Genomic DNA, 24,959 nt, shown 5'->3' with positions numbered 1-24,959 from the left:
CTAAGGTAGGTTTAGGTAAACAAATTGATGTTTACTACTTCTATTTATACGGTTCTTAGTTTGTCTCTTTATTTGAGCCTTACTCCTTCGACAAGCTCAGGACAAGTTATTTTGACAAGTCATTTGCCAATCTCCAGCAGATTCTCTTGGGGCCGTGTTATCAGGTGACAACGTGCGAGTTTTGAGTACCGCGGTTGGGATATACCCAGTCGTGGCCGGTAGGCTTGTAGGCAAAACCGCTTCGGCTACTGTTCTGTGTTATTTGTTTTTTGTTGTTTCTATTTGTTCTCTATTTATAGGGCTCTGAGCGGGGGGCTTATTTGACCCTTTCTCAGCATGCTATCATCATAGCACCTATAGTCTTATTTGTCAAGGGGGTTTGACGGCGCTGGCAGGTAGGGCCCTTGCCGTGTTCCTCACTGTGACAATCATATTGTAGCATACCCCTATAGTATTGTCAAGTGGTATTGACAATTATGTTGGTTGAGGACGGGGCATGCCCCGTCCCTACAACCGTGTTTCAGGAGGCCTCCTATAGATCTGTAGGGACGACCCATGGGTCGTCCTCAACCCGATTGCGTCTCTACATGGAATCGAATATATTATTGGTATGTACGAGAAAGCACTTAAAGAATCTGGATTAAGGGACAAAGAGGCGCTCCTCTACTCCGTTCTCCTACAATCAGGTGTCTCCCCCGTCGGTGACGTGATTAAGAAATCGGGCCTGAAGCGCGGGATTGTTTATAAGACTCTGTATGACCTTGAAGAAAAGGGCCTGGTATCGCAAGTAACGATTAAGAAACGGCTCCACTTTCGCCCGGAGCATCCCTTTAAGCTAGCCGATATCATTGAGAACCGGTTGAAAGAAGCTAAAAACAGTGAGGTGTCACTGCAAACCTACCTGCCAGAACTAATCTCCGCCTTTAAGACCACCGAAAATAAGCCTGGGGTGAAGATTTACGAAGGACTGGAAGGCATTAAAGCGGTGTACGAGGATACTATTAAAGAGCAGGCCGAAATTTGGGCTATTCTGCAGACCGAAGACGTTGACCCTAAAGTTTATGCTTGGTTGACCAAGGTTTATGCTGTGAAGCGATCAAAAGCCAAGGTCTGGGCCAAAGTCATCGTCGCCGAAGACGCCAAAACCAAGACCTATACCAGTCGTGACGAAGCGGAACAGCGGGAGACGCGAGTCGTCCCCAAAGATAAGTTTCCAGTAGGAATTGAAGTGGATATTTATGGCGATAAAGTGGCTTTTATTAACTTCCACGCCGAAAAAGATTTAATGGCGATAATAGTTCAGAATGCTCTCATCGCCCAGACTATGCGTGCCCTCTTTGCCCTGGCATGGGATCAAGCAGGGTCGTATAATACGCCCCCGCGTACTCCGTAGTTAACTCTGTGCCGTAAGCAGTGACGTGCGCCAAACACGGCCCGAGCATTTCCGGTTTAGCGTGATCCAGCGTATAGGGACCAAGGGCTAACGCTTGCCCCAAAGTGCCCCGCCACGACTTAATATTTTGATTGTAATCTACCCCGCTATCAAGTAACCCCATATGTGCAAGCGCATCTTGTAGCTCCCAGCGATTCATTTTACCGGGGTCAAAATTCGGATCTTTTTGTAAAGTGTAGTAAACGTTAGTTATTTCGCCATGATCACCTAGTCGATGCTTCTCCATCGCTTCAACCGTAAAACCAAAAAGTTCGGCGTATTCATGTATTTGAGTATCGGTTAAAGCCATCCGGTTAAACTTATGAAGTTGATCTGGCCCATCAAAAAGCCGCATCGACTCGGAACTATCCAGACCTAAGTTACGAGCGTGCTCCCGTAGATGAGCCTCATTGTCGTTATAAACGCCATCGGCCATATCCGGCACGTCTAAAAGAAGATAACCATCGTCTTTAAGAACCCGCCAACTTTCATTCATAAAACTGGCCCAATCAGAGCCAGTGCGATTGTGCAGCGCTGAACGGCCTAAACAGTAAACCATATCTAAACTATCCGCCTCAAAGCCTAATTGGTGCCAGCTCATGGCCGCCACTTTAACCTCATCAAGACCCTCGGTAGCCGCCTCTTCTTTGATAAGCTTTAAGTGATCTGGAAAAGTGTCGCAAGCGGTAACGTCAGTATAACCAGCCCGCAAAAGCGCTAAAGTATGGCGCCCCGCTCCGGCCCCTAGGTCGGCGATCCGATCATTCTGATGACTAACCCGCTCGATTAAACCGACCTCAAAGTCAGTTAACTCTTTATTATTAAGAGCATACTTACTAAACTCCACGTGCGAATAGACTTCGTCAAGACTGGCCATGACCGCCTGCACTTGCTCTCCCTCAATCTCGTCATAAAGAGTTTTTAAATTCTGACGTAACTCAACTGGTAAATCTTCGTTTTTGAGAGCGGTAGACAAAGTATCAACAGCTTTAATAAAGCCAAAAGTATTAATATAGTGTACTAAAAGCGTCCGCCTATCTGTTTCTGGAAGATCCTCCAATAACAGCAATTCGCGAGGAGTAACCTCGTCATGAATTGACTTATAATGCTCTAAAATTAGTCGTGGTGTTGCTAGGTCACCATTTTCTAACAGTAACGGCACTGCCGCTGTTAGTATAGGCGAAATCTGATCCTCAAGACTCGCGTAATAATAAGTTTCCGGGGACGTTACCCAGGCTCCGTAAACTTGATTTAGTAAATACGGAATCAGCACTTCTCGAGCAGTTATTTCTGGATCCCGCAAAGTTTCTAAAATTAATTTGGGGTTAGGTTTATTTGTGAGTCCTCCAAAAAACCGGTCTAAATATTCGTCCTGGCGAATAAAACGTTCGTCGAGAATCTCATCGTTATAGTTGCCCCTGTCGCTAATCCCTAGCCTCAGCTCGTCTGTTTGATCTTTGGACTCCTTCCAGGCACTAAAAATAATCCCTAAGTCTGTTTTATTTTCGGACGATAATCTATCAATCGTAATGTTTACAGGGAACTGGGAAGCGACACGATAGTAGGCATCCACCGCGGCTTCCGATAAATACTGTTCTGAACCTAATTTTTCCAGCACCTTTTAATAATGCCTTATTTTTTAAATTATGCAAAGCCGGGAAAGAAGTCGGTTTTAATATGGTGATTACTTACGCCTTGTCCGAGAAGAGCCTCTTTAGTTGCCTTAACCATCAATTGCGGCCCGGAAATATAAAAAACTCTGTCCTGGTAATCTTTTATTGTCTCTTTAATTAGCTCAGTAGTGACATGGCCAAAAGTATAAGTTGTCTCAATGCCAAGTGTCTCCTTCGCCGCGTCAAACACATCTTTATAAACGATGTCCTCGGCTTTTTTATTAGCATAAATTACTTTAATGTCGCGTTTATCGTTCGTGTCTATCAAATATTTAAGCATGCTCCGAAACGGCGTGACGCCAATGCCACCGGCAATAAAAACGCATTTTTCATTTTTATATGACGGTAATACGAAGTCACCGGCTAATTGCGAAGCCACAATAGTGGCGTTAGATCCCGTCAACAAGGCTTCTTTATAACTACTGGCTGGTTGATAAAACTTAACGCCCAATCGTAAATTATTTTCGGTTGGCGAAGAAGCTAAAGTAAAGTAGCGACGATTGCCGCGGTTGTCGTTGCGACTCGATCCCAAAGTCCATTCCATATATTGCCCGGGGAGATAAGATACTTTTTTAGTTAGTGGAAAGACGAAATCGAAAGTATCGGCGGCCGTTTTTACTCTTTCTTTGATATTAAAGACTAATTTATATTTTGGGGTCACGAAGTAAGCAAAAACATTACCAATGACCAAAGCTAATTCCGGCGTAAAGTAAAAACTGCCAACGTGAATCTGGGGCACGAATAAAATGCCAACTATAAACGCGAATATCATTTGAAATGTGTTATTGACAGGGCTGGTAATCGGTTCGGTGAGCATCACAAAAGCGAAAAAGAATAGTGGAGAGTGCCATAAAATCGTATTTAGCATAGTAAGCATATTCGATCCTTTAACTAAACCGAAGAGTAAACTCACCCCAACAACAATGGCAATGAATGTATAAACTATCTTCTCGCGTCGAATTTTGCGAGTGAGTAGCAGGCCGCCGATGATAACTAAAGGCGTCGTGAAGGTATTCCCTACCCACCAGCTGGCACTTTGATTAATACCAAAGGCTGTTATGACGACGGCGATGGCAGCCGGATTAAATAAATGCTTCTTTCCGATTGCCAGGATATATTTTCCGGCCGTGGCTAGTACCGAAACCCAAAATAAAAAGATTAAATCATGAAATGACGTGATAGGAGACACGATTAAAGCCAGTATTAAAGCGGTAATATAAACCGATTCCTGATTTTTGACTGCTTTAAAAACTTTGGCAAAAACGTCGTTGGTAATAAGAGATATGAGGAGAATAAAACTAGTCGATAAAATTAGAGCTGCTGGGTTGTAGGGAACGACGCCGAGAGCCCCTAATATGACCGCTGAGGCTAGTAGTCCGATCAGAACATACAGTACCAAACGGTACATCGTAATTCGGTTTAAAAAGTTGTCGATTAAGTTTAAAAACTTAGACCACATAATTAGTAAAACCACTGGTATATGTAGCAAGGCCGTCTTTATCTATCAAATAGCCTTCCAGACCTGGCAGAGCCTCAATAAAATTAATGCCCTCTGTGCCCATCGCAAAAGCTGGCGTCGCCATTCGATCCGCCTCGTAAATATTTGGTCCAATGACCGTTAGGCTAGCGATTTCCAGAATTGGCTGACCGGGTTTAAATGGATTATAGATGTGTTGACCGCGAGCCGACGTGCCAGAGGTAGCCACACCACCTTCTATTAATTTAACAGTTTTTACTATTTCTTGATGCTTAAACGGATTGCGAATTCCAATATGCCAACCGTCGCATTGATGCCCCGGCCCTTTGACTTGAATGTCGCCGCCGGCTTCGACGTAATAATTAGTAAAGCCCAGCCCGTCAAGAATCTGTGACGCCTTAAATATAGCCCAGCCTTTAACTAGTCCTAAAGGTTCTAGGCGACCGCTGCGATTGATATCATAATATCCGTGTGAATCCTCTTTTGTTTGGTCGCATAGTTTTAAAACTTCTTTGACATCGCGTGACGCGTCGGCCAGACTTAATTCTCCGCGATTAATCCGCTCAATCTCACTATTTTTATTAAATGTGCTAAAGGTGTCGTCAACATATTTAAAATAGTCGTAAACTTTATTTAGATCGTGAAGGCCAACCCTAGTGTCCAAGACTTCAACAGTGATTGGCATGTCCCACATGACACGTTTTTCCTGCATAAATTAATTTAAGGCGGATGCTAATGCATCGCCAAGGGATTGCACAAAGGCGGCACTGGAATCAGAGGCTCCGGAAACGCCATCAACCTGATTACTTTGAGCGCTAATTGCTTCTTGCGATAGTAGCGGCATCGCGTGTTTATTAATTTCGATCGAGCGGGAACGATCACTGGGATACTGCAAAAAATTGACCGCGGTTAACTTACCGTTTTTAATTACTGCTGCCACCTGAATATTACCGTAGTAAGCATCGGCCACGGAACCGATAAAAGTGCCATCTTTATATTTAGACATCATTGGCGGCCTGGCTGGTGGTGCAATCACTGCAGGCGTAGTTGGCGGGGCCATCACTGGTGCTTGCGGTGTTGTAGTAGGAACAGTAGCGATGACAGGAACAGTCGCGGAGTTTCCCTGTTGAGTTAAGCTATAAAAAATAAAGGCGGAGACGACGACGACAGATAGGAGTATTTTTTTCATATAATTTAATATATGAGACTACGCTGAAATTTAGCTGATAGATTATTATCTATTCTTTTCGTTTTTTACAAACAAGAAAGTACCGATCGAAATGAAGATAACTGTAAAAGCCAGGATAACCCCCAAATTAAGAATAAAAGGGTGCAACACCACTTTATTAATTTCCGGGAGCCCTGAATAGTAAATGCTGCGCAGGAGGTCAACGGCGTAAGTCATTGGGGCAATGCGTGACAAAATTAACAGGTAGATTGGTAAAGTTTTAATAGGCGTAAAAACACCGGCCAGGAAAAATTGCGGGAACATTATAAAAGGAAAAATCTGATTAGCTGAGCGCTGACTACCTAAATTAGATAAAATTAAAATCCCAAAGGCCCCGCCAAAGAGGCATACTAATAAGCTAAACGGTATCAGCAGTATTAAATGCGACATCTGTAGTGGTACTCGAATTATAAAACCGATTGCGAAAATTCCGATGAGTTGAACCATGGCGACGAGTGATTCTCCTAAGATTTTGCCGATGATAATAGAGTAGCGAGAAATTGGGGAGACGAAAATTTCCTGACTAAAATCATTTTCCCGATCTTCTATTAGTGAGATGACACCGGAAGCGGTGGTCTGGAACAAAGTTTGAGCGATCACTCCAATGAAAATAAAGGTTAAATAATTATAACCAACGTTTTGAGCAAGATTTGAGTTAATACTGCCACCAAGAACCGCAATAAAGACCAAAGGAAAAACTAAAGAAAACACGATTCGTTGCCGATCGCGTAGAAACTTCATTAAATCACGATAAGCGATTACTAAAATTGGGCTTAATTCATGCATCATTCTCCTTTATTATATCCAAATACACATCTTCCAAAGATTGTGTGTTATCGAGCAAAATGTTTTTGGTACTGTCGTTCATAACAATTTTTCCATGATTAATTATCGCCACTCGATCAGAGTCCTCCGCTTCTTCTAAATAGTGAGTAGTTAAAAAGATCGTCATGTTTTCTTTTTTACGAACATCCTTTAAATATTCCCAAAGATTGCGACGACTCAAAGGGTCAAGACCGCTTGTAGGCTCGTCTAAAAATAATACTTTTGGCTTATGCATCAAAGTCCGCATAATTTCCAGTTTTCGCTTCATGCCTCCAGAAAAGGTTTTTACCGGTTTAAATATTTCCGATTTTAAGCCCATCAGTTCCGACAATTCTAAAACTTTATCCTGATATTCTTTTGGCATTAGCTTAAACGAAGGACGAAAAGAGTACATTTTATAAAGAATCGTATGAAAGCGAATGTTTTCTTCACCGGTTAAATTCAAGTCAAGACTGGGTTTTTGGAAGATCACTCCGATTTGCGACCGTACAAACGAAGCGTCTTTATCGATGTCGTGACCGGATATTTTAACGGAACCTGAGGTCATAGCCAAGATTGTGGTTAGAATGGAAATTGTAGTCGTTTTACCAGCGCCATTAGGGCCCAAAAAAGAAAAGAACTCCCCTTCCGCGACGTTAAAAGAAATGTGATCAACGGCATTTGTAGTCGATTTTTTATAAGTTTTAACTAAATCAGTTACTTCAATTATATTCATATGTGTCTATATTATATACTACTCACTACCAAGATTCTAGCCCAGCCTTTTTAATAGGCTTAAAGTCGCTTCAATAGACGGATTCTTAGTGTTTATAAGATGGACTCTGTCTCCGTAACGTTCTCCTAATTTAGTCAAAAACTCGTCCGCCCATGACGGTGTAAGAGTTATTACCCCCTGGAAATCAAGCACTATTTCCAAATTTCCAAAGTTCTAGCTTCATATTTTAATATTTATACTATATTGTCCAAATCTACGCAATAAACAGCTAAAACTATGCAAAAATTGTTAAATTGTACAAACCACGGACCATTACCACTAAACGCACGTTATATTCATGTATATATAAAAGATTAAGCTTTCCTTAAAATCTCTGTTAATTCTGCTAATGATTGAGTTTCCATCAGTTTTTGCCTTAATTCTGAAGCACCCGGGAAGCCGTTTATATAGACTTTGGTGAATTTCTTGAGCATATTAAAATCACGGGTCTCTCCAAAATATTCTTGATAATTTGCAATGTGATATCTAAACATTTCGATCTTCTCGCCTTCAGTGTGTTCGACCGAATCAAGAGGCTTCTCAAAACACCACAAATTCTCAAACACTCCCCTACCAATCATAACGCCGTCAACCCCTGTCTCTTCTGACCGCTTGACCACATCAGCGTAACTTTTAACGTCACCATTACCCACTATAATAGTGCTGAGACTTAACTCGTCACGAAGTTTAGCCACTTTACCTATTTCTTCCCAATTAGCCGGATATTTAGAAAGCTGCGAAGCGACCCGGCCATGCACCGTAATAGCGGCTAAATTCTGACCAAGCAGAAAGCTAAACCAGCGTTCAGTGTCAATTTTATTAAAACCGATTCTAGTTTTAACGCTAACTGGCATATCGCCAGCTCCTTCTTTGGTCGCCGCAACGATATCGGCTGTTAATTTTTCGTCAGTGATGAGGTAGGAACAGCTATGATGCGCAATTACGCCCCGCACTGGACATCCCATGTTGATGTCAACCCCATCAAAGCCTAGATCTTTGACCGTTCGCGCGGCTTCAGTAAAGGCGGCCGGTGTACTGCCCCAGATCTGAGCCACGATCGGATGTTCCGCCTTGTTAAAAACGAAGTTACGCAGCAGTCGCTCACGACCGCGAGAAAGCAGACCTTCGGAGCTGGTAAATTCAGTAAAGAAAACGTCCGGCCTTGCTGCCCGGAATAAGACTTCCCGAAAGGCCACGTCAGTCACCCCATCCATAGGGGCGAGAACTGTGAAAGGTTTGGGAAGTCTTTGCCAGAAATTAGTCATTAAAGTTGTATTGTACATTATATCGGTTGAGGACGGGGCATGCCCCGTCCTCAACGATCAATTAATACCTCCTCTAACTCTTTGATCCCACCAAACGCCACCCGGTCGGGAACGTTTTTTTCGGTTCCCAGCATCAAAGCCGGAGTAATCACAAAGCTACCGTAGCGTTTATTAATCGCATCCATCGCTGAGACCAGCCGTTCTTTACGATCCAAATTTTCAACTAGTGATAATTGCTGATTGGTTTCTTTTTCTAGATTAAAACAGGATACCGCTAAATTATGGACCGCTTTTACGCAAGGCGAATGCCGTAAAATATGAAGAGCTTCCTTGTAAATATCGCGAGAATCAAAAAGCAAAGAGTGCGTTACTTGACCGTGGTGCCAATAACTGCCATCTCTATATAAAAGACCAACGTGAACACCTCGCGCTTTATAACCGGCAGATCGCATCCGAGAGCCCGTCTTTTCAACTAACTTGAGGAGCACCCGCGACAGTCCCGCTTATCGGGAAGCGCATAAGAGTTGCCGTAACTACTACGGGCAAAAAGAACGTCATCAATTTCGTAGCCATGCAGACGCAAATACCACTGGTAGCCGCAAACAGAATGAAAGGCTAACTTTAGAGTCGCCGCGGAAGCTGCATACATTTGGGTGACGGTATACACACCACCTTCGTTAAGTCTGGCCGCATTCGCCTCTTTAATACCGCATAAATCAGTAAGCTTAAGGGAATCGTAAATGGCGGCATAGTTAGAGTTGTTTATAACCGTTAAACCGTCGGGCTTTTGGTAGGAAGAAGCCACTTTAGCCAAATACCGATTGGGAGCAATTCCAACAGAAACCCGCAAGTAATCCCCTACTTCCTCTTTAATACGACGTTTAATATTCAAAGCCGTCTCCGCCATTCCCAGCTTTAAAGATGGTGATCCGGCCAAATCTAATACAAACTCATCGATTGACTTTGGGGTCACTAAATTAGTGTAAGAGTTTAAAAGCTGCCGCATCTTTAAATGGACAGCCCGATATTTATTGGCGTCCGGCGGCAGTACCACTAAATCTTTGCAGAGCATTTTGCCGTCCTGAACGCGCATTCCGGTTTTTACCCCCAGTTTTTTTGCTTCATAAGAAGCGGCGAGGATACAGCCACGCGGCGACACATAGGCGGCTACAGCCACCGGACGACCGCGTAATAAAGGGTTGGCCTGCTGCTCAATAGAAGCAAAACAGGAATTTAAATCCAGATGTAATATCGTGGGATCATTTGGATTAAAAGGCAAATTAATTGGATTCTCCATCGCTCACTTCCTCCAAAGTCCAAAAAAGACTTTCGGTATCTAAATTTAATCTAAAGAATAAATTATCGCTGGCGACAGAGAAGATATGGTAAAGGACGCGGCCTGTTCGGTAGGTGTGGTGATAACCAATTTTTACGATTTCATAAGCCCTACCCTCAAATAAAACCCGCAACGGCTTTACTAAACGCGTCTTATGATCGAAAATAGAAATTACCGAAACCGGTAAACTAAGACGTTGATTCATGTTTTAATATTACCGAATAAAGTACGAATGTCAAAGCGGAATTAGATTTAAATGGGTATAATGCACATGCGGCGACGTTTTGGGGAGTCGTCTAATGGTAGGACACCACCCTTTGGAGGTGGGTATTCTTGGTTCGACTCCAAGCTCCCCAGCCAGATAAATTACTTTCGAAAGCTAGTTTGAAACATAGTTATAAAACCCTTTAAATACCAATCATTTGTTATATAATTCCACTAGTTTAGTAAATTTTTACATTACGAAAGAGGAGTTTTATTTTAATATGAATGAATCTGAATCCTTAAAGCTTGCAAAAACATTTCTTGGGAAGACTGTAGAAGGAACTACAATGCAAAATGAGGAGATTGAAAAAGCGGTGAAATTTCAAGAGCGGTGGTTTGAGCACATGATTTATGAATAGTATTTACCCCAAATGGCCGGTTTATGTTGGTTGGTCGGAAACTTTAAAGTGCCGAGGAATGTTTGCGTCCAGTGATATTAAAAAGGGTGAAGTTATAGAAAAATGTCCTTTGATACTTATTAAATACGAAGATGAAAGAAAGAAGCTTGAATCTCGACCGTCTGGAAACATCATCGACAATTATTATTACGATTGGGACGATAACAACTGGTGCCTGCCTCTTGGTTACGCCATGCTATACAACCACTCCTATCAACCTAACGCAGAATATGTTTTTGATTACACTAACGAACTTTTGGTTTATGTCGCGGTTACAGATATCGCAAAAGAATCAGAGATATTGGTAAACTACAACGGTTTCCCTGAAGATCAAAACCCAATTGATAGCTGGTTTAAAGAATACGATGGTCGAAACATCGTTTAAAGTGTAAAATGGCCTCGTGACACTCTTCTATATTATTATCGCTTTATCAATCGTTGGTTTTGGGTCCTTACTGGGAGCGCTGACGCTAGTTATAAATCAAAAAATCCTCTCAAAAATATTACTCTCGTTAGTTTCTTTAGCCGCCGGAACTTTAATGGGTGGAGCTTTTTTGGATCTGCTACCAGAGGGGGCGGCCAGACTTCCCGTGACGACCTTGTTTGAAGTTACTCTAGCGTCATTCGTCTGTTTTTTACTCCTGGAGAAAGTCCTGCACTGGCATCACTGCAACGAAGCGGAAGATGCCCATAAGCATTTTGGCACTCTAAATCTAATTGGCGAAGCGGTTCACAATTTTATAGATGGCTTAATTGTGGCCGCCGCTTTTATAACAAGTCCGGCCCTTGGCGTCACTATTAGTACCGCCGTCATTTTTCACGAAATTCCCAAAGAAATTGGTGATGTGGGAGTATTTTTACACGCCGGCTTCGGCCGTAAAAAAGCCGTTCTTGCTAATTTTGGGATTTCTATGATCGCAATTTTAGGGGGAATTTGCGGCTACTTTTTAGGTCAGTCGTCACCATTAATCATTGCGTATCTTTTACCAATTGCTGCCGGTGGTTTTATTTACATTGCCGCGGCAGACTTAATCCCGGAAGTTAGAACCGATAATTCACGTCTTAATATTGTCTCTTCATTTTTATTATTTCTACTTGGAATTGGAATTATTTACCTCACTCGTGGCGCTTAAACAGGTTTTTGGTAGTAGTGACGATCGTTTATTTTTTCCGGCAAATACGACTTATTAGTATAAGCTTGGTAGCCTTTGCCGTAATCCAGATCTTTCATTAGCTGCGTGGGGGCGTTGCGAACGGACAGCGGAATTGGCAAATTACCAAATTCTTTAACGTCCACAAGAGCTTTCATATAAGCATCATAGGCACCTCGATCTTTAGTGGCGCATGACAAATAAACCACACCGTGCGCTAGATTTTCGCGACATTCCGGGTAGCCAATAACTTCGCAAGCCCTAAAGACAGCGTTGGCGACACTTAAAGCGGCCGAATTAGCCATTCCGATATCTTCCGAAGCAAAAACGACCATGCGCCGCGCAATGAAGAGCGGGTCCTCCCCGGCATCAATCATGCGAGCGAGATAGTAAAGAGCCGCGTCCGGTTGACTGGCCCGCATACTTTTAATGAAAGCACTAATGGTGTTGAGTATCTGCTCATATTAGACTTTCTACTAGCTAAATTGACTACTGTTTGAAGGTTATTTATATGCTTATATTGGGATTTAAGAAGATAAATTAATAAGCCTCTAGTCTGCTATATTTTTTAACAATTTCTGAAACTGATGTTCACCACACCACCTACGATAGTTACCTTTTCGAGGAGAGTCTGCAGGAGCTCTTTTTTGTGCATAAATTCGGACTTTTCCCAGATCTCGTCAAAATTGGCAAGAGCTAAAATGGCGTCCCTAGAGTGTCTTTCGGCGTCCGCCTCCCTTAAAAGCTCCTCCTGAGTTTCTGCACACTTGTTTTCCAGATTTTTAATTCTTTCTTCCAGCTTCCTCCTATCTTGTTCGTACTCTTCTAGTTGAATTGTGCCAGCCAAATACGCAGCCTTTAGTCTATCCTTACGTATTAGTAAATCCTCCTTCGTTTTGTTTAGCATTACCAGTTCCTGCTTAATATCTTTAACCCTATTTTTCTTCATTTGCTTAATAAACTCCTCTTGCGTTTCCTTACTGTTGGCTAACTCGCGTATTTGCTTAACTACTGCTTCTTCAATTTTACCTTGAGATAATATATACCTTTGGCTGCAGACTGTCTTTCCGTGCTGGGAATAATTGCCACACATATAGGCAGAACCTTTCGTGTACTTGGTTCTGTCCTTCTTATTTTTTTCGTACGCTAGCCAATGGTGATAACTGCATAAATAGGCACTTCCACCACACCTGCCACATTTAAGGATCCCAGTTAATAAACCTTTGGAGTGTACGGCTTTACCTCCTAGTTCTGCTCTGCGTTTAAGTTTATCTTGCACTCGCTTAAACTGCTCGGGGTTAATGACAGCTTGGTGCTTTCCTTTAACAATAATTCCTTTATGGCCCTGTTGTAACCTTGCTCTACTAATTTTGCTCTTACTTAGTCGCCAGCCGTACCTAACCAACCCACAGTAAGTAGGATTTTGCAGAGTGTATTTAACGCTAGAATAACACCAGATTCCTCCTTTTGGTGATTTAATGCCTTTAAGATTAAGTTCATCAACAATTTTTCGTATTCCCCACGAGTTGGTGTCGTAATAGTTAAAAATATCTTTCACCACACAAATCTCATCTGGTACCGTTACATCTTCCTCAATTTTCTGCTTCGGGTCGTTATTTATGTATTTGACTGACTTTCTAAACCCGTAAGGTGTTTTGACTGGTATCAATCCTTTTTCGGCCTTTCCGATTTTCCCAATCCTAAACCTCTCCGATATTTTTCGTTTATCACACTCAGCACTCCAATCTTGAACGTAAGCTAGTATTTTTTGCATTGTTTCATTGCCTTCCAACGTAAGTTTGCGGGGGTCAATAATTTCGGCAGGCTCTTTGGTAGTCGTAACCTGAACGTTTATTTTTCTTAGTTCTGCCCTAAGTTGCGTCATTTCATCTACATTTCTTGCTAACCTGTCGGTACTCCAAGCGAGCAGAACATCTATATTTCCCGCTTTAGCGTCAGCTATCATTTTGTTAAACTCATCCCTGCCCACCATAGTCCCACCACTTTTTCCACCATCGCAGTACGTTCCCGCAATTACGTAACTACTAAATTGTTTAAGATATGAATTACATTCAGACTCCTGAATATCTAGGGATACTTTATCTTCTGTAGCCTGGTCTTTTGTGGATACCCTTAAGTAAATAGCAACTCTCAATGAGTAGGGTTGGCTAAGGCTTTCTAGAAATAGGGGGTCATTTAAGCGTGAAGACTCTAACTCCGAAATCACTTCTACAAAATCTTTAGAAATAGGGTTTGGTGTAGTACAATAATTCATAACACTTACCGTGTTCAAAACCAGAGCTTCATCTCGCAAGGGTGTCTCTGGTTTTTGTTTTGTATACTTTTATTCTAACTTTTTTACCCCCTAATGCAAGGGTTTATGTTGTCACAGCAACGTTATTTAACACTTTTGACATAAAAATACCAACTGCTTTACGCGCATTACTTTTCTGCCTTGGCGTCAGATTGTTTAGATTCGATGAAACTACAATTTTGATATTCTTTTTCATTTTAGATTTCATATTTTATTAGTGAGTCAAAAATGTTTTTAAGTTGCTCATTCTTCTCGATATCCTGCCATTTGAAAGTAAAGCTTGGCCAGTTTGTTGACACGGGGTGCTTAACTGTAAAATAAATAAGCTTATCTTTACCAATTGATATTTTCGTAACCTCCATAGTTAAAAATTTATTAAATGAAGTCATATATTTATTCCCAGAGCGAGCTGAGCCTCCTGAGGCGATCGTATTTTCTCATTGGCCCCCCAAACCCCCCAAGGGATTTTCAGTGGATACGTTTATCAGTTTTTACCTCTGCGTACCCTTCGCTCTATCTCTCCTGAGGATGCCTTAGCCTCCGCAGGGTTTCGAGGGTTAAGAGCTTTTAACCTACACCCCTCGTTCCACTTATTTTTGTTATAAATTAATTCCCAGTTTGCTTCGCCGTTGCCCCGTCGTCGTTCGTTTCCTCAGACCCCCCCGAATGCTCGGACTAGCGTTGTAACGCAGTATCCGTTGCTTTAATGTCTTAATTGCATTTATGTATGCGATTGGCTCAACTTGTGCTATCTGACTCCAGTAGTTCTTCTCCAAAGCGTTGCATTTATCGCAATCTTCAAATATAAACCAAGACTCACCCGATAAATTATCGGGGACAATCTCTATAACTTTTAAAAAGGATACGACTAAAAATGCGGAGAGATGGAGGTCTTTTGTTGTAAATCTGTTTGCATCTTTCATTATGCAAACATCTTACGAAATCAATTTTTGAATACGAAAATCTGTCACGAAACCCTACACGTAAATTTTCCTATTTCTTAAACTCCTGAACCTATTCCTACAGATAGCTTGTTTGCAGGTTTTACTGTTAGGTCGGGACGCAGGTCTACCACAAACTCGGCATAATCTTATTTTGTCGTTTTTACCAAATAAAACACGCCATATATTTTGAGCAACTATACTTTCGATGCCACATCCTGATGTATGCATTCCTCTAAGAGTATTTGGTGCGTATACAAGAAGTTCACTCGGCTCTCCTAGTTTAAGAGTAGCTTCGTAGCGAATGCGAGGGCCAATCAATTTCGTAGACGCAACTACCCACTGATGCAAAAACTTTTCGTCTAGTGGATAATTTATTTGTGTCAATATATCCTTAACGAGTTTGCTGTCTAGTTTTTTTCGTATGGGCACCCAATTCCTTTGATTTGTAGGTTCAATTAGAATTTTTATTTTGGCAGCCTTAGGAGATATTTCAGGGTGTCCTAGAATTTCTATACTGGTAAAACGGGTTTCGAGAGTGTCCGAGTTACAAAAGACTGGCAGGTAGTTAAACAATTTACCAAATCCAGGATTTTCTGATATAACAGCAACTTTAATTTCTGATAAATCTTTATTTAGTTCTTCCAACTCTGAATAGTTGGCATACGTATAGTCTAAACCTCTAACCTTATTGATTAACGACTCATATTTTTCCTTAGCCTGTGAGAATCTTTCTTTAATATCACGTTGTTTTGGGGTATATTTAGCAACTACGTCAATATAAACATCCCATCTTTTTGAGAAATTCTCAATCTTCTGCCAACTTTCTGTATTTAATTCGCAAAACTCTGCCAAGAAAGTGTAAGGGTCATTGTTATTGCCAAAACTCTTTGGCTTCGAATCCTCAAGAACTGGAATTATCTTTTTCATAATGCATTTTTAATGTCTTAATTATACTTACTTATTCTTACGGTGTAATGTGTTTGACTTTTACTCCTTTGGCTTCTAGTGCTGGAGTTAAAATCAGGTACCTGTGGCACTTGTGGTAGTCGCCTTCACTGCACATCAGAACAACCTTTCTGTCTTCGGAAAGTTTAAGCAATTCATCAATTGTTTCAATAAAATTAACGTTCTCATATAGTCCACCTAAATTGTGGCCTCTAAAGAGATATGTAATTTTATGATTGGGAAGCACTGCAGCCAAACTCTCTCGATTAAACTGAGGGTTTCTTTTGGAGTAAGGAATAGAACGTACGTCTATAAGCACCTCAATATCGTATTTTACAAGCGCTTCAACGAAAAACGTAAGACTATAGTTAGAGTGTCCTATCGTGCTTATCGAATTCATACTAATTTACAATATTTATAATTATTTGATTATAATTTGTATCATTCCCTATGTACACAATTAGTTGTCGTTACAGCATTTCTCTACACTTTGCCCTAAGGATCCTCTAGGCGATATACCCCTGCTATTTTTAGAAATTTGAACTACTAGACTATGCCTAGAAGCCTCTGTAGCACTCGTAGAGATTCGTTTTTGTTATTAAGTGATGAATTTATAACTAACTACAGTTTCTTATACCTAACCAGCGCCTACTGAACTACTTAGACAACAGAAAAGCCCCCTTATTCAGGAGGCTTTTGTTAGTGGATTAGCTTACTTAAACATGTCAAGAACAGTTTCCCAAACATTGGGTAATATTTGCAAATCAAGTGTTGATTTGGGAGCATAATTCCAATTCACTTTTTGCGCCTCAGCTTTAGTCAATCTAGTTTTCATCACAGTTTCGTTATTCGTTTTCCCATATTTATCAACAGTGTTCATATCAGCAAAAATTATGACTGTATCTATGTTCATTGGCACTTTATACAAAGCTGTATAAATATTAGACATATCTTGCCAAATCCCTTTGGAAATGAAGCCAGTTGTTAAGTTATCGTCAACGTTGATTGTTACAAACACGTTGTAACCCTCACCAAGTTTAGTGAAATCTGTTACTTGAACGTCCTTGAATTTATTACTACCTGATATGGATGCTCGCACTTTTGCTTCTATTTGTTGTGCCACAGTACCACTAGTATTAGCGACTTGCTTTGCTTGACTAGTTTCTTGCACTGGAGTTTCACTGCTCTCAAGGGTTTGTTTGGCTTGTTCCATTCCCTTTTGAAGGGCGTTATTAGTACTGGCACCCTTCTTGTCTCCTGTAGTTAAACCAACAATTAAGCACAGTACAAAAAATCCCCCTATTGCAATTACACCCCATTTTAGTAATTTTTTCATTTAATTATCACCTCTTTTTTTTCTTTGTTATTTCATCATTTAAAGTTTTTATTTCTACGTTGTGCTTTCTTAACTCTTTGTTCCCAACAATGGGCCTATTACCTCTAGGCTAATGCTAATGCTTCCCACGAAAAGTGCTGTTTAGGAGACTAAAGGCGAAAGATAAAGGTCTTTTAACTTAACATTTTTCAAAATTGCAGGATGAATGTAATACTCAATTGTGGAGTTCTCCATTTGCGTATAAATAGGCTGGTATATTAGATTGCCCCAATCATATTTATCAAACTCTGTTTTTGCCATAGATATACGCATAGCATCCTCTGTACTATCTTTCCCATAAGTATCAGTGAATTCACCCCTAATAACTACCTTTACGACATCAACCCCAGATATTTTGAAGGCTTTAGATCCATATGCAACTAAGGTTGAGTAACCACCCCGCACAGTACCTGTTTCATCCCAAAAAGTACTGCCTGTTTGAGTAACTGTGACCCTTTTATCTATATCTTCATACTGAATATCGTAGCCTTTTCTGGTTTTAATAGAATCATCAAGTGCAGTCCAAAGCTGATCCATAATGGAAGAATGAGTTACTACTGGGGTGAGTGTTTTTGTAGGCTCTGGACTTGCTTTGGGTGTGGCAACAGTGGGACTCGCTGATGGCGTAGGTTTTGGTGTTGGTGCAACAGTGGACTTTGTAGCTTCTTCTGTCACTTTTCTATTAGTTGCCTCCTGTCGTGTTTTTTCCTCGGCTGAAATCTCTCTGGTAATTACTAGACTAACTGAGGCTCTTTTCCAATCACCAGCTTTAACTTCAACCTTGTTTTCTCCCATTTTTAGGGGATAGGTATATTCAAAGCTCCCATTAGATGCTGTTACTTCAGTGTCGTTTATCCAAATCTTCCTATCAGCTGGCTCGTAAGTACCCTTAATAACAACTTTGTCTGCTTGAACAGTAGAAATTAAGGCAGGGCTTAATAATTGTAGGTGAGGTTCTGCATCCTTTGAGTAGGATATAGACATCCAGGCCCCCAGTAGTGCGAAAATACAGCCAAAACCAGCTGTAGTAATGATCTTTGTTCTTTTTGATATTTTTGATTTCTTATAAAACCACCAGATAACTAAACAGGGTAGCGTTAAATAGGGGATAAGTAAGATTGCTAAAAAGACACAGATAACAGCCAGTAAAAACTTTCTATCAGTTTTTAACCTCTCAACAAGTTTCATATGTATCTAAACTACGAAATGCTTACCTATAACCACATTATAACATAATTACTATTCTTCGACTCTGGATACATTGGCATTATCCAAATAACCTTTAATTGTAATAGCAATCATTTTTATATGCCTGTAAGTAAAATACTAGACAGATTTGGAAATAGAATTAAGCAACTTAGGAAGCTAAAAGGCTTAACACAAGAGGGTTTAGCGGATAGATCACACTTGCACTACACCTACATAGGAGCAGTAGAACGTGGTGAGAAAAACATTTCCTTGAAAAATATAGAAAAAGTGTCCAAAGGTTTGGGTGTGACTTTATCTGAGTTCTTCTCCACCCTGTAAAGGGTAAACCAGCATGTCTATTTGCCAGATTTAACACTAGCAGGTGGTAAGTTTGGGACTCGGGTCCCAAACATAACAGTAAAGCTCCCCCCCAACTGATAACCTTCTAAAGTTAAGGGTTTACAAGTTTAACTAAGAAAAGTATCATTTTAGTATGTCAGGTGAAGAAATAGTATCTATTGTTGACGCAATCCATGTCTCCTCAATTACGTTGTTGGTTCCTTTAATAGATAAATACCCAATATTGAAGGACATTCTAAATAAAAGTAAAAGCAAACGTCCTGCTGATGACTGGGATTTCTTTATGACAGCAGCTGGTTCAGGACTTGTTTTAACTTCTGACGAAACCTACAAAGGAGAGCACGAAAAAGTACTAGGCAGAGCATCAGAAATTAACAAAGACATTCCTAGAGCAATTGACGACTTCATTTCTTTTACGAACAAGAATAAAGGGAAAGAGGAAATGGTAGCCACTACAATAGGTTTATGGGTACTTTGGAACCTAAAGCAAGAAGAGCCAACTTATGACGAGACAAAAGAATTAGCACCTATAATAGGCAACTTCCTGTTGAAATTAATCGCTGATTGGCGAAACTCTCCTAAGACCTAAGTCCTACTAACAGATAAAAAGCTTGTAGCTTCTCCTTGTCGTTTTATTTATAACCTAAAGGCTAGGGATTTATGCAAGGAAGATTAAAATACTAACCTATTTTTCTTCATAAAGTCTTTAACTAATTCAACAGAAACAGTCTTAAATCCTAGGTTCCAGTGAATTTCATCCACCATCTCGAAAAACTTACCAAAAGCCTCGTTAATATCATTTAATTCAGCTGTATTTAAGGTAAATTCCCAAGTATAGTTTGGTAGCAAAGCTTGCTCCTCCGCATTCCAATGGAATGGATCGTTCCCTGTAAGACGATAGAAATTGACGTCCTTCGAATTTAGATTAAGAGTTAAATTTATCTTTAATACGCCTTGGTACCCAATGTAGTTGTAAAAAAGCTTGGCAGATTTTAGAGTAGTAAATAACCCTCCAATAATGTGCGAAATATAAATCACTGACTTTCCTGTTTCTCTATTTTGTGCCAACACATCAAAGCAGTTGTACAAAAGTCCGGTGGCATATATCTGATTACATCCGATATCTCCACGAAATGAGTGGCTGGTTGCCATAACACCATCAGGGATTGGTCTTAGGTTTTGTTTAGGAAACTCAGTGAAATCAGTAGTACAACGAAATATGTTTGCATTCTCTAATATGTCCCTGGGTGTCACTTTGGCACTTCTAGGATAATTAGGAAGTATTGTAATTGTAAAAATCTCCGTATCTGTGCCTAGCTTCTTCAGATAATAGTTATTTTCGCTACCATCGCCTTTTAGTTTAGCCTCTTCGACCAGGCGAATTCTTAGCTTTTCCTCTAGTGCTAGTCCGTGCTTAAAAACCTCATCTGCAATAGTAATGTAATTCCTTCTGGCTTTCTCAGACCTATCTCTCTTTCTATAAAGCAAATCAAGCCATTCAGGAGACGCTATATCCACAAGATTTCTGATATTTCCTGTTCTCGTCCACACATTCGAGTCATTCTTAACAAAGTACGGCGTGGCATCCCCCTCGTAAACCTTAATAAGGATGAAAACTTTACCATTCTTTTCGTCTGTTTTCCTAACCTTAAAATCTGGAAGTGGTGATACAGCTAAGGCAAGTTGGTTAGTTTTCTCAATAAGCCCAGCGTCATCGGATATACCATCCCAAGATGATGGAAAACCAGTTTGCTTATCTTCAGTAACACCAATGATAATTAAACCACCACGGGTGTTAGAAAAGGCTGCAATAAGCCTTGATAAGTCTTTATCTGGAAAATCTTTCTTGTAGTCCAGTTCTATCCCCTCAGGCTGTTTTTCCTGACAACTGGCTACTACATCATCAAAACTAATGCTATTTATCTCTTGGTTTAATATCTTCATAATACTTTCTGCCCTTTAATGTGTCAGGCAACAAACTTTCATCTGTGTATGGTTTATAACCTTGCCCATAACCTATCTCTTTCATAAGCTTTGTGGGTGCATTCCTTAGATTAAGGGGTATTGGCAAATTTCCATACTGCTTAACATCGCCTAGAGCCTTCATATAGGCTTCGTAGGCTGACCTGTCCTTGGGAGCCCTGGCTAGATACACAGTTCCGTGGGCGAGGTTTTCTTGGCATTCAGGGTAGCCAATGGTCTCACAAGCTCTAAAGACTGCATTAGCCACTCCTAGTGCAGAGGCATTGGCCATTCCAATGTCTTCCGAAGCAAACACCACCATTCGTCTGGCAATAAACAAAGGATCTTCCCCTGCATCTACCATTCTAGCCAGGTAGTATAAGGCTGCATCAACATTAGAGGCTCTCATACTCTTAATATATGAGCTGATTGTGTTGTAATGTTCTTCGCCTTGCTTATCGAAACGCAAAAACTTTGACTGCAGCGTGTTCTTCAAGTTGTCGACTGTGATCGATCCGTAAAGTTTAAGAGTATTTTCAATCATGGTAATCGCCTGTCTGGCGTCACCATTAGCCATTCCAATTAACCAGTCCCGGGCGTCCGTCGGAAGTTTTACCTCCGTGCGATCAATGATCTGTGACACTTCATCGTTACTAAGTTCGTTTAGAACAAAGACACGACAGCGAGAAAGCAAAGCCGGAATAATTTCAAAACTGGGATTTTCCGTAGTCGCCCCAATGAGTGTTAACTCACCTCTTTCAACATAGGGAAGCAGAAAGTCCTGTTGGGCTTTATTAAAACGGTGAATCTCATCCAAAAAAAGCACTTTTGGCTTGTTCTGACCGTCACTTTTGATAATTTTACGAATATCATCTTTACCGGCCGAGACGGCCGACAACTCCGAAAGACTGGCCCCCATTTCTCCGGCGTAAATCTTAGCCAGAGTCGTCTTCCCCACCCCCGGAGGACCCCAAAGTACAAAAGAAAATAAATGTTTATTAGCGATGGCAACGCGTAACGGTTTGCCCTCGCCAACCAGATGCGATTGACCTACAAACTCACTTAAATTTTTAGGACGAATTTTAAAAGCCAGCGGTTCCATATGTTTAAGTATGTCATTCCGGGCTTGACCCGGAATCCAGTAAAAGACTAGATACTATTATTATGATCGCTCTTTACTATTTCGTCAAATCTTCGGTATTGCTTTTTTAGGCCTATCTGATGTTAAAATAGTCACGTGCCTTTTTTAACATCAAGTAACCCCGAAACCCAGACGATAATTTTTGGCGGCTTGTTCATTTTGTTAATCCTGGCCTTGGGATTCAAAAAATCAGCTGACTCCTTAAATCTCTCTTTAAACAAAGTGTCAGAGTTAAAAGGGCTCGCTATTCTAATGGTTATTTTTTCCCACGTTGGTTATTTTTTGGTACCAGACAACCGATTTTTAGTACCCCTCTCTGGCTTTGGTGGTGTCGCCGTTAATTTATTTTTAGTTTTGTCGGGACTCGGCCTCACAATTTCTCAACTTAAAAATCCATTATCGCCAATCGAGTTTTATAAAAAGCGTCTATTAAAAATATATATTCCGGCCTGGTTTGCCCTTGGTATTATTATAATTGCGGAACGGCTTTTCTTGAATTTAAGTTACAGTACTAATGAAATTGTGAGTAGTTTCTCTGGATTTTTTCCCAAAGCCAATTTATACGCTAATCTAGATTCGCCCTTTTGGTACTTCACTTTTCTGTTAATTTTTTATTTAATTTTCCCATGGGTAATGAAAATTAAAGTTAAGGTTTTGGCCCCATTTATAACTTTATTGATTATTTTCCTACTACTTATAATTAATTGGCCTAGTTCTTTTGAAGTTCTGGGACTTTATAAAATTCATTTTATCGCTTTTCCTCTTGGCATGCTGCTGGCAACTCTTGCCCAAACATCCCTTAAAAACTGGACAGCTAAAATATTTAGCAGTATCTATTTAAAGGTCCTACTGGCTATAGCTTCCGCAAGTATATTTGTCTATTTTGCGGTGCATTCAAACGTCGGAAACCCCGCTACTTATCTTGAACAATTTAGCAGTTTGGGAACAGTCATTGGTATTTTGGGATTATTTTTTGTAATTAATTTTGAAAGTCGATTCTTAAAAATCTTTGGCGAATATTCTTACGAAACATTTTTGCTGCACTGGCCAATCATGCTGCGTTTTGATTTTCTTTATAAAACTCTCCCCACCGGCCTAGCCACTTTTATCTACATTCCATTTCTACTGGGAGTCAGTAGTCTCTTTCGTCGTCTCGTTGACTTTATAGTCCCAAAGATATCCGCCGTGACAGATGCTCTCACAAAGCATAAAATTAAAGGATGAAACGTCTAATACTTTCAATCATCGTCGCAAGTCTTATTCTTCCAATCTTAGTAGTCACTAAAGCCAGGGCCGCTGAAAACATTAATTCATTCCATGCTGACTGGGCCATTCAAAGTAACGGGACAATTAATGTAACCGAAGATATCATTTATGACCTAGGTACAACTCCCAAGCATGGTATTTTTAGGAATATCCCGTTAAAAATCACTAATCAAGATGGAAGTAATTACTTAGTGACAGCGTCAAACATTTCAGTTTCGGGAGCGTCGTACAGCGATCAAAGCAGCAGTGATCAGATTTACTTGAAGATCGGCGACCCCAATATAACGCTGACTGGAATCCAGCAATATCAAATTAATTACACTTTATCGGGAGCTATTCAAAACTTTAGTGACCACGACGAGCTTTACTGGAGTCCCGTTGGTAACGCCTGGCAAGTCCCAATCCAAAACGCTTCAGTCACGGTGACACTGCCCACCACTTCCAGTAATCTTAATGCCACATGTTATACCGGAACCACTAAGTCAACCGCTAAAAACTGCACGACTTTAACTACCTCTGACGGCGCCAATTTTACAACAACCCAATCGCTTAACACTTATGAAGGTTTAACTGTTGTTTTCGGCTTTCCAACTGGTTTAGTGACACCGCTCGCCCCAACGCCACTCGGAACCACCAGTCAAACAAACAATAACAATGTCACATCGTCACCAATACTACCAATTCTCTTTGCCCTCTGGTACATTTTAGTGCCGATTCTGGTCGGCATCGCCTGGTTTTTATTTGGAAGGGATCCTAAAGTTCTTGGCGCTCCTCGGGTCCTGTTCGATCCTCCAAAGCATATTGACGGTGAGCCTTTGAGGCCGGCGGAAACGGGACTACTAACTTCGGAGCAAGTCGATAGCCGTGATATTTCGGCCACCATAGTGTCGCTGGCCATTCGTGGTTTTTTAACGATTAAAAAAGATGGTAGTGATTTTACATTTACAAAAACTGAGCCTAAAAACGGGTTTGGATCTTTTCGGCCGTATGAAACTATAATCTATGACGGAATATTTGCCACAGACACGGAAGTCTCAACTAGTGATTTAAAAAGCAGTTTCTACACAACTGTTAATCAAGCCAAGAAAAGCCTATACAGCGACTTAACTGCGGAAGGCCTATTCGCTGGTAACCCCGACACTGTACGTAAACTTTACGCCGGTTTTGGAAGTGCAATTTTATTTACCGGTATAAACATTCCGCTGGGAATTGTGCTTCTAATTTTCTCGAGAGTAATGCCAAAAAAGACGGCTCTGGGAGCCCAGAAGAAAGAGGAGGCCGAAGCTTTAAAGAGATTTCTAGTTTCTCAAGAAAAAGAGCTCAATTTTCAAGAGAAGAATTGGTACTTTTTTGAAAAACTACTACCTTACGCTGTGGCTTTTGGTGTGACCCGCGAGTGGGCCAGTCGCTTTAAAGACCTGTCAATTCCAACTGACGTGACTTGGTACGGCGACAGCAGTGGTCAATTGTTCAATGCACTAATACTTGCGAATACTTTAAATTCGTTTGATAGGGCCACGACCGGATTTTCAGCCGCCCCTTACACCAGCACTCGCAGCAGTTCCGGCTTTAGCAGTGGTTTCGGAGGCGGCGGATTCTCTGGCGGTGGTGGTTTTAGTGGTGGAGGCGGAGGCGGAGGCGGCGGTGGTGGGAGTTGGTAA

At 40.9% G+C, this 24,959-nt stretch carries 27 protein-coding genes, 1 tRNA gene and 1 pseudogene; 9 read left to right on the top strand and 20 right to left on the bottom strand.

The features are described from left to right. Positions 1–610: 610 nt before the first annotated feature. Positions 611–1,393, top strand: a complete 783-nt coding sequence (locus tag NT141_03945; protein MCX6784182.1) for a hypothetical protein — start codon at positions 611–613, stop codon at positions 1,391–1,393. Here NT141_03945 and NT141_03940 read toward each other — a convergent pair. The 10 genes and pseudogenes from NT141_03940 to NT141_03895 form a co-directional block, all read right to left on the bottom strand. Then, positions 1,323–3,050: a class I SAM-dependent methyltransferase gene (locus NT141_03940; protein ID MCX6784181.1), complete on the bottom strand. Its 1,728-nt coding sequence runs from the start codon at positions 3,048–3,050 to the stop codon at positions 1,323–1,325. The genes NT141_03945 and NT141_03940 overlap by 71 nt on opposite strands. Positions 3,051–3,076: 26 nt before the next feature. Next, positions 3,077–4,564, bottom strand: a complete 1,488-nt coding sequence (locus NT141_03935; protein ID MCX6784180.1) for an RnfABCDGE type electron transport complex subunit D — start codon at positions 4,562–4,564, stop codon at positions 3,077–3,079. Continuing rightward, positions 4,554–5,294: an FAD:protein FMN transferase gene (locus NT141_03930; protein ID MCX6784179.1), complete on the bottom strand. Its 741-nt coding sequence runs from the start codon at positions 5,292–5,294 to the stop codon at positions 4,554–4,556. The genes NT141_03935 and NT141_03930 overlap by 11 nt, the downstream gene beginning before the upstream one ends. A gap of 3 nt (positions 5,295–5,297) precedes the next feature. Beyond that, on the bottom strand, positions 5,298–5,771 hold the full coding sequence (locus NT141_03925) for an FMN-binding protein (protein ID MCX6784178.1): 474 nt from the start codon (positions 5,769–5,771) through the stop codon (positions 5,298–5,300). A 45-nt stretch (positions 5,772–5,816) separates the two neighbouring features. Then, positions 5,817–6,599, bottom strand: coding sequence for an ABC transporter permease (locus NT141_03920; GenBank protein ID MCX6784177.1), 783 nt, complete (start codon positions 6,597–6,599; stop codon positions 5,817–5,819). An 82-nt stretch (positions 6,600–6,681) separates the two neighbouring features. After that, positions 6,682–7,350, bottom strand: a pseudogene (locus NT141_03915) (ATP-binding cassette domain-containing protein). A gap of 353 nt (positions 7,351–7,703) precedes the next feature. Further along, positions 7,704–8,654: a tRNA-dihydrouridine synthase gene (locus NT141_03910; protein MCX6784176.1), complete on the bottom strand. Its 951-nt coding sequence runs from the start codon at positions 8,652–8,654 to the stop codon at positions 7,704–7,706. 50 nt (positions 8,655–8,704) lie between these two features. Further along, positions 8,705–9,142 carry a hypothetical protein gene (locus tag NT141_03905; protein ID MCX6784175.1) on the bottom strand — a complete coding sequence of 146 codons (438 nt, stop codon included), beginning with the start codon at positions 9,140–9,142 and terminating at the stop codon, positions 8,705–8,707. After that, entirely contained in the window at positions 9,127–9,951 is an 825-nt protein-coding gene (locus NT141_03900) for a hypothetical protein (protein ID MCX6784174.1), read from the bottom strand. The genes NT141_03905 and NT141_03900 overlap by 16 nt, the downstream gene beginning before the upstream one ends. Next, a complete protein-coding gene (locus NT141_03895) occupies positions 9,935–10,195 on the bottom strand; it encodes a hypothetical protein (protein ID MCX6784173.1) in 261 nt (86 codons plus the stop codon). Before NT141_03895 ends, NT141_03900 begins: the two co-directional genes overlap by 17 nt. Positions 10,196–10,275: 80 nt before the next feature. Here NT141_03895 and NT141_03890 point away from each other — a divergent pair. The 4 genes from NT141_03890 (at position 10,276) to NT141_03875 (ending at position 11,785) form a co-directional block, all read left to right on the top strand. After that, a tRNA-Gln gene (locus NT141_03890) sits at positions 10,276–10,350 on the top strand. A gap of 125 nt (positions 10,351–10,475) precedes the next feature. Continuing rightward, entirely contained in the window at positions 10,476–10,613 is a 138-nt protein-coding gene (locus NT141_03885) for a hypothetical protein (protein MCX6784172.1), read from the top strand. Continuing rightward, the gene (locus NT141_03880; GenBank protein ID MCX6784171.1) at positions 10,606–11,037 is read left to right on the top strand and encodes an SET domain-containing protein-lysine N-methyltransferase; all 432 of its coding nucleotides are present in this window, start codon (positions 10,606–10,608) and stop codon (positions 11,035–11,037) included. Before NT141_03885 ends, NT141_03880 begins: the two co-directional genes overlap by 8 nt. A gap of 16 nt (positions 11,038–11,053) precedes the next feature. Then, positions 11,054–11,785: a ZIP family metal transporter gene (locus NT141_03875; protein MCX6784170.1), complete on the top strand. Its 732-nt coding sequence runs from the start codon at positions 11,054–11,056 to the stop codon at positions 11,783–11,785. On the opposite strand, the gene NT141_03870 is transcribed toward NT141_03875, so the two are convergent. From NT141_03870 to NT141_03835, 8 genes are all read right to left on the bottom strand, one after another. Continuing rightward, positions 11,782–12,225 carry a hypothetical protein gene (locus tag NT141_03870; GenBank protein ID MCX6784169.1) on the bottom strand — a complete coding sequence of 148 codons (444 nt, stop codon included), beginning with the start codon at positions 12,223–12,225 and terminating at the stop codon, positions 11,782–11,784. The genes NT141_03875 and NT141_03870 overlap by 4 nt on opposite strands. 146 nt (positions 12,226–12,371) lie before the next feature. After that, complete coding sequence (locus NT141_03865; protein ID MCX6784168.1) at positions 12,372–14,078, bottom strand: recombinase family protein; 1,707 nt, start codon at positions 14,076–14,078, stop codon at positions 12,372–12,374. Between the two features lie 236 nt (positions 14,079–14,314). After that, positions 14,315–14,506 carry a hypothetical protein gene (locus tag NT141_03860; protein MCX6784167.1) on the bottom strand — a complete coding sequence of 64 codons (192 nt, stop codon included), beginning with the start codon at positions 14,504–14,506 and terminating at the stop codon, positions 14,315–14,317. Positions 14,507–14,716: 210 nt separating this feature from the next. After that, the gene (locus tag NT141_03855) at positions 14,717–15,040 is read right to left on the bottom strand and encodes a DUF5659 domain-containing protein (protein ID MCX6784166.1); all 324 of its coding nucleotides are present in this window, start codon (positions 15,038–15,040) and stop codon (positions 14,717–14,719) included. Between the two features lie 54 nt (positions 15,041–15,094). Continuing rightward, complete coding sequence (locus tag NT141_03850) at positions 15,095–15,988, bottom strand: hypothetical protein (GenBank protein ID MCX6784165.1); 894 nt, start codon at positions 15,986–15,988, stop codon at positions 15,095–15,097. Positions 15,989–16,025: 37 nt separating this feature from the next. Then, positions 16,026–16,406 carry a DUF488 domain-containing protein gene (locus NT141_03845; protein ID MCX6784164.1) on the bottom strand — a complete coding sequence of 127 codons (381 nt, stop codon included), beginning with the start codon at positions 16,404–16,406 and terminating at the stop codon, positions 16,026–16,028. A 312-nt stretch (positions 16,407–16,718) separates the two neighbouring features. Further along, positions 16,719–17,342: a hypothetical protein gene (locus NT141_03840; protein MCX6784163.1), complete on the bottom strand. Its 624-nt coding sequence runs from the start codon at positions 17,340–17,342 to the stop codon at positions 16,719–16,721. 141 nt (positions 17,343–17,483) lie between these two features. Beyond that, positions 17,484–18,569 (bottom strand): hypothetical protein, encoded by a 1,086-nt coding sequence (locus tag NT141_03835; GenBank protein ID MCX6784162.1) that lies wholly within the window; start codon positions 18,567–18,569, stop codon positions 17,484–17,486. A 120-nt stretch (positions 18,570–18,689) separates the two neighbouring features. Between NT141_03835 and NT141_03830 the strand changes: the two genes are divergently transcribed. After that, positions 18,690–18,908, top strand: a complete 219-nt coding sequence (locus NT141_03830; GenBank protein ID MCX6784161.1) for a helix-turn-helix transcriptional regulator — start codon at positions 18,690–18,692, stop codon at positions 18,906–18,908. 154 nt (positions 18,909–19,062) lie between these two features. Then, positions 19,063–19,518, top strand: a complete 456-nt coding sequence (locus NT141_03825) for a hypothetical protein (protein ID MCX6784160.1) — start codon at positions 19,063–19,065, stop codon at positions 19,516–19,518. Positions 19,519–19,601: 83 nt separating this feature from the next. Here NT141_03825 and NT141_03820 read toward each other — a convergent pair whose 3' ends face one another. Further along, complete coding sequence (locus NT141_03820) at positions 19,602–20,873, bottom strand: ATP-binding protein (GenBank protein MCX6784159.1); 1,272 nt, start codon at positions 20,871–20,873, stop codon at positions 19,602–19,604. Continuing rightward, positions 20,845–21,993, bottom strand: a complete 1,149-nt coding sequence (locus NT141_03815) for a replication-associated recombination protein A (protein MCX6784158.1) — start codon at positions 21,991–21,993, stop codon at positions 20,845–20,847. Before NT141_03815 ends, NT141_03820 begins: the two co-directional genes overlap by 29 nt. Before the next feature lie 135 nt (positions 21,994–22,128). On the opposite strand from NT141_03815, the gene NT141_03810 reads away from it, so the two are divergent. Then, complete coding sequence (locus tag NT141_03810) at positions 22,129–23,256, top strand: acyltransferase (protein ID MCX6784157.1); 1,128 nt, start codon at positions 22,129–22,131, stop codon at positions 23,254–23,256. Further along, positions 23,253–24,959, top strand: coding sequence for a DUF2207 domain-containing protein (locus NT141_03805; GenBank protein ID MCX6784156.1), 1,707 nt, complete (start codon positions 23,253–23,255; stop codon positions 24,957–24,959). Before NT141_03810 ends, NT141_03805 begins: the two co-directional genes overlap by 4 nt.

It is taken from the genome of candidate division WWE3 bacterium (genome assembly GCA_026396615.1).
Classification (GTDB): Bacteria; Patescibacteriota; WWE3; order JAPLWK01; family JAPLWK01; genus JAPLWK01.
Note: the sequence above shows the minus strand (reverse complement) of the source record. Positions and strands in the feature narration are given on the sequence as shown.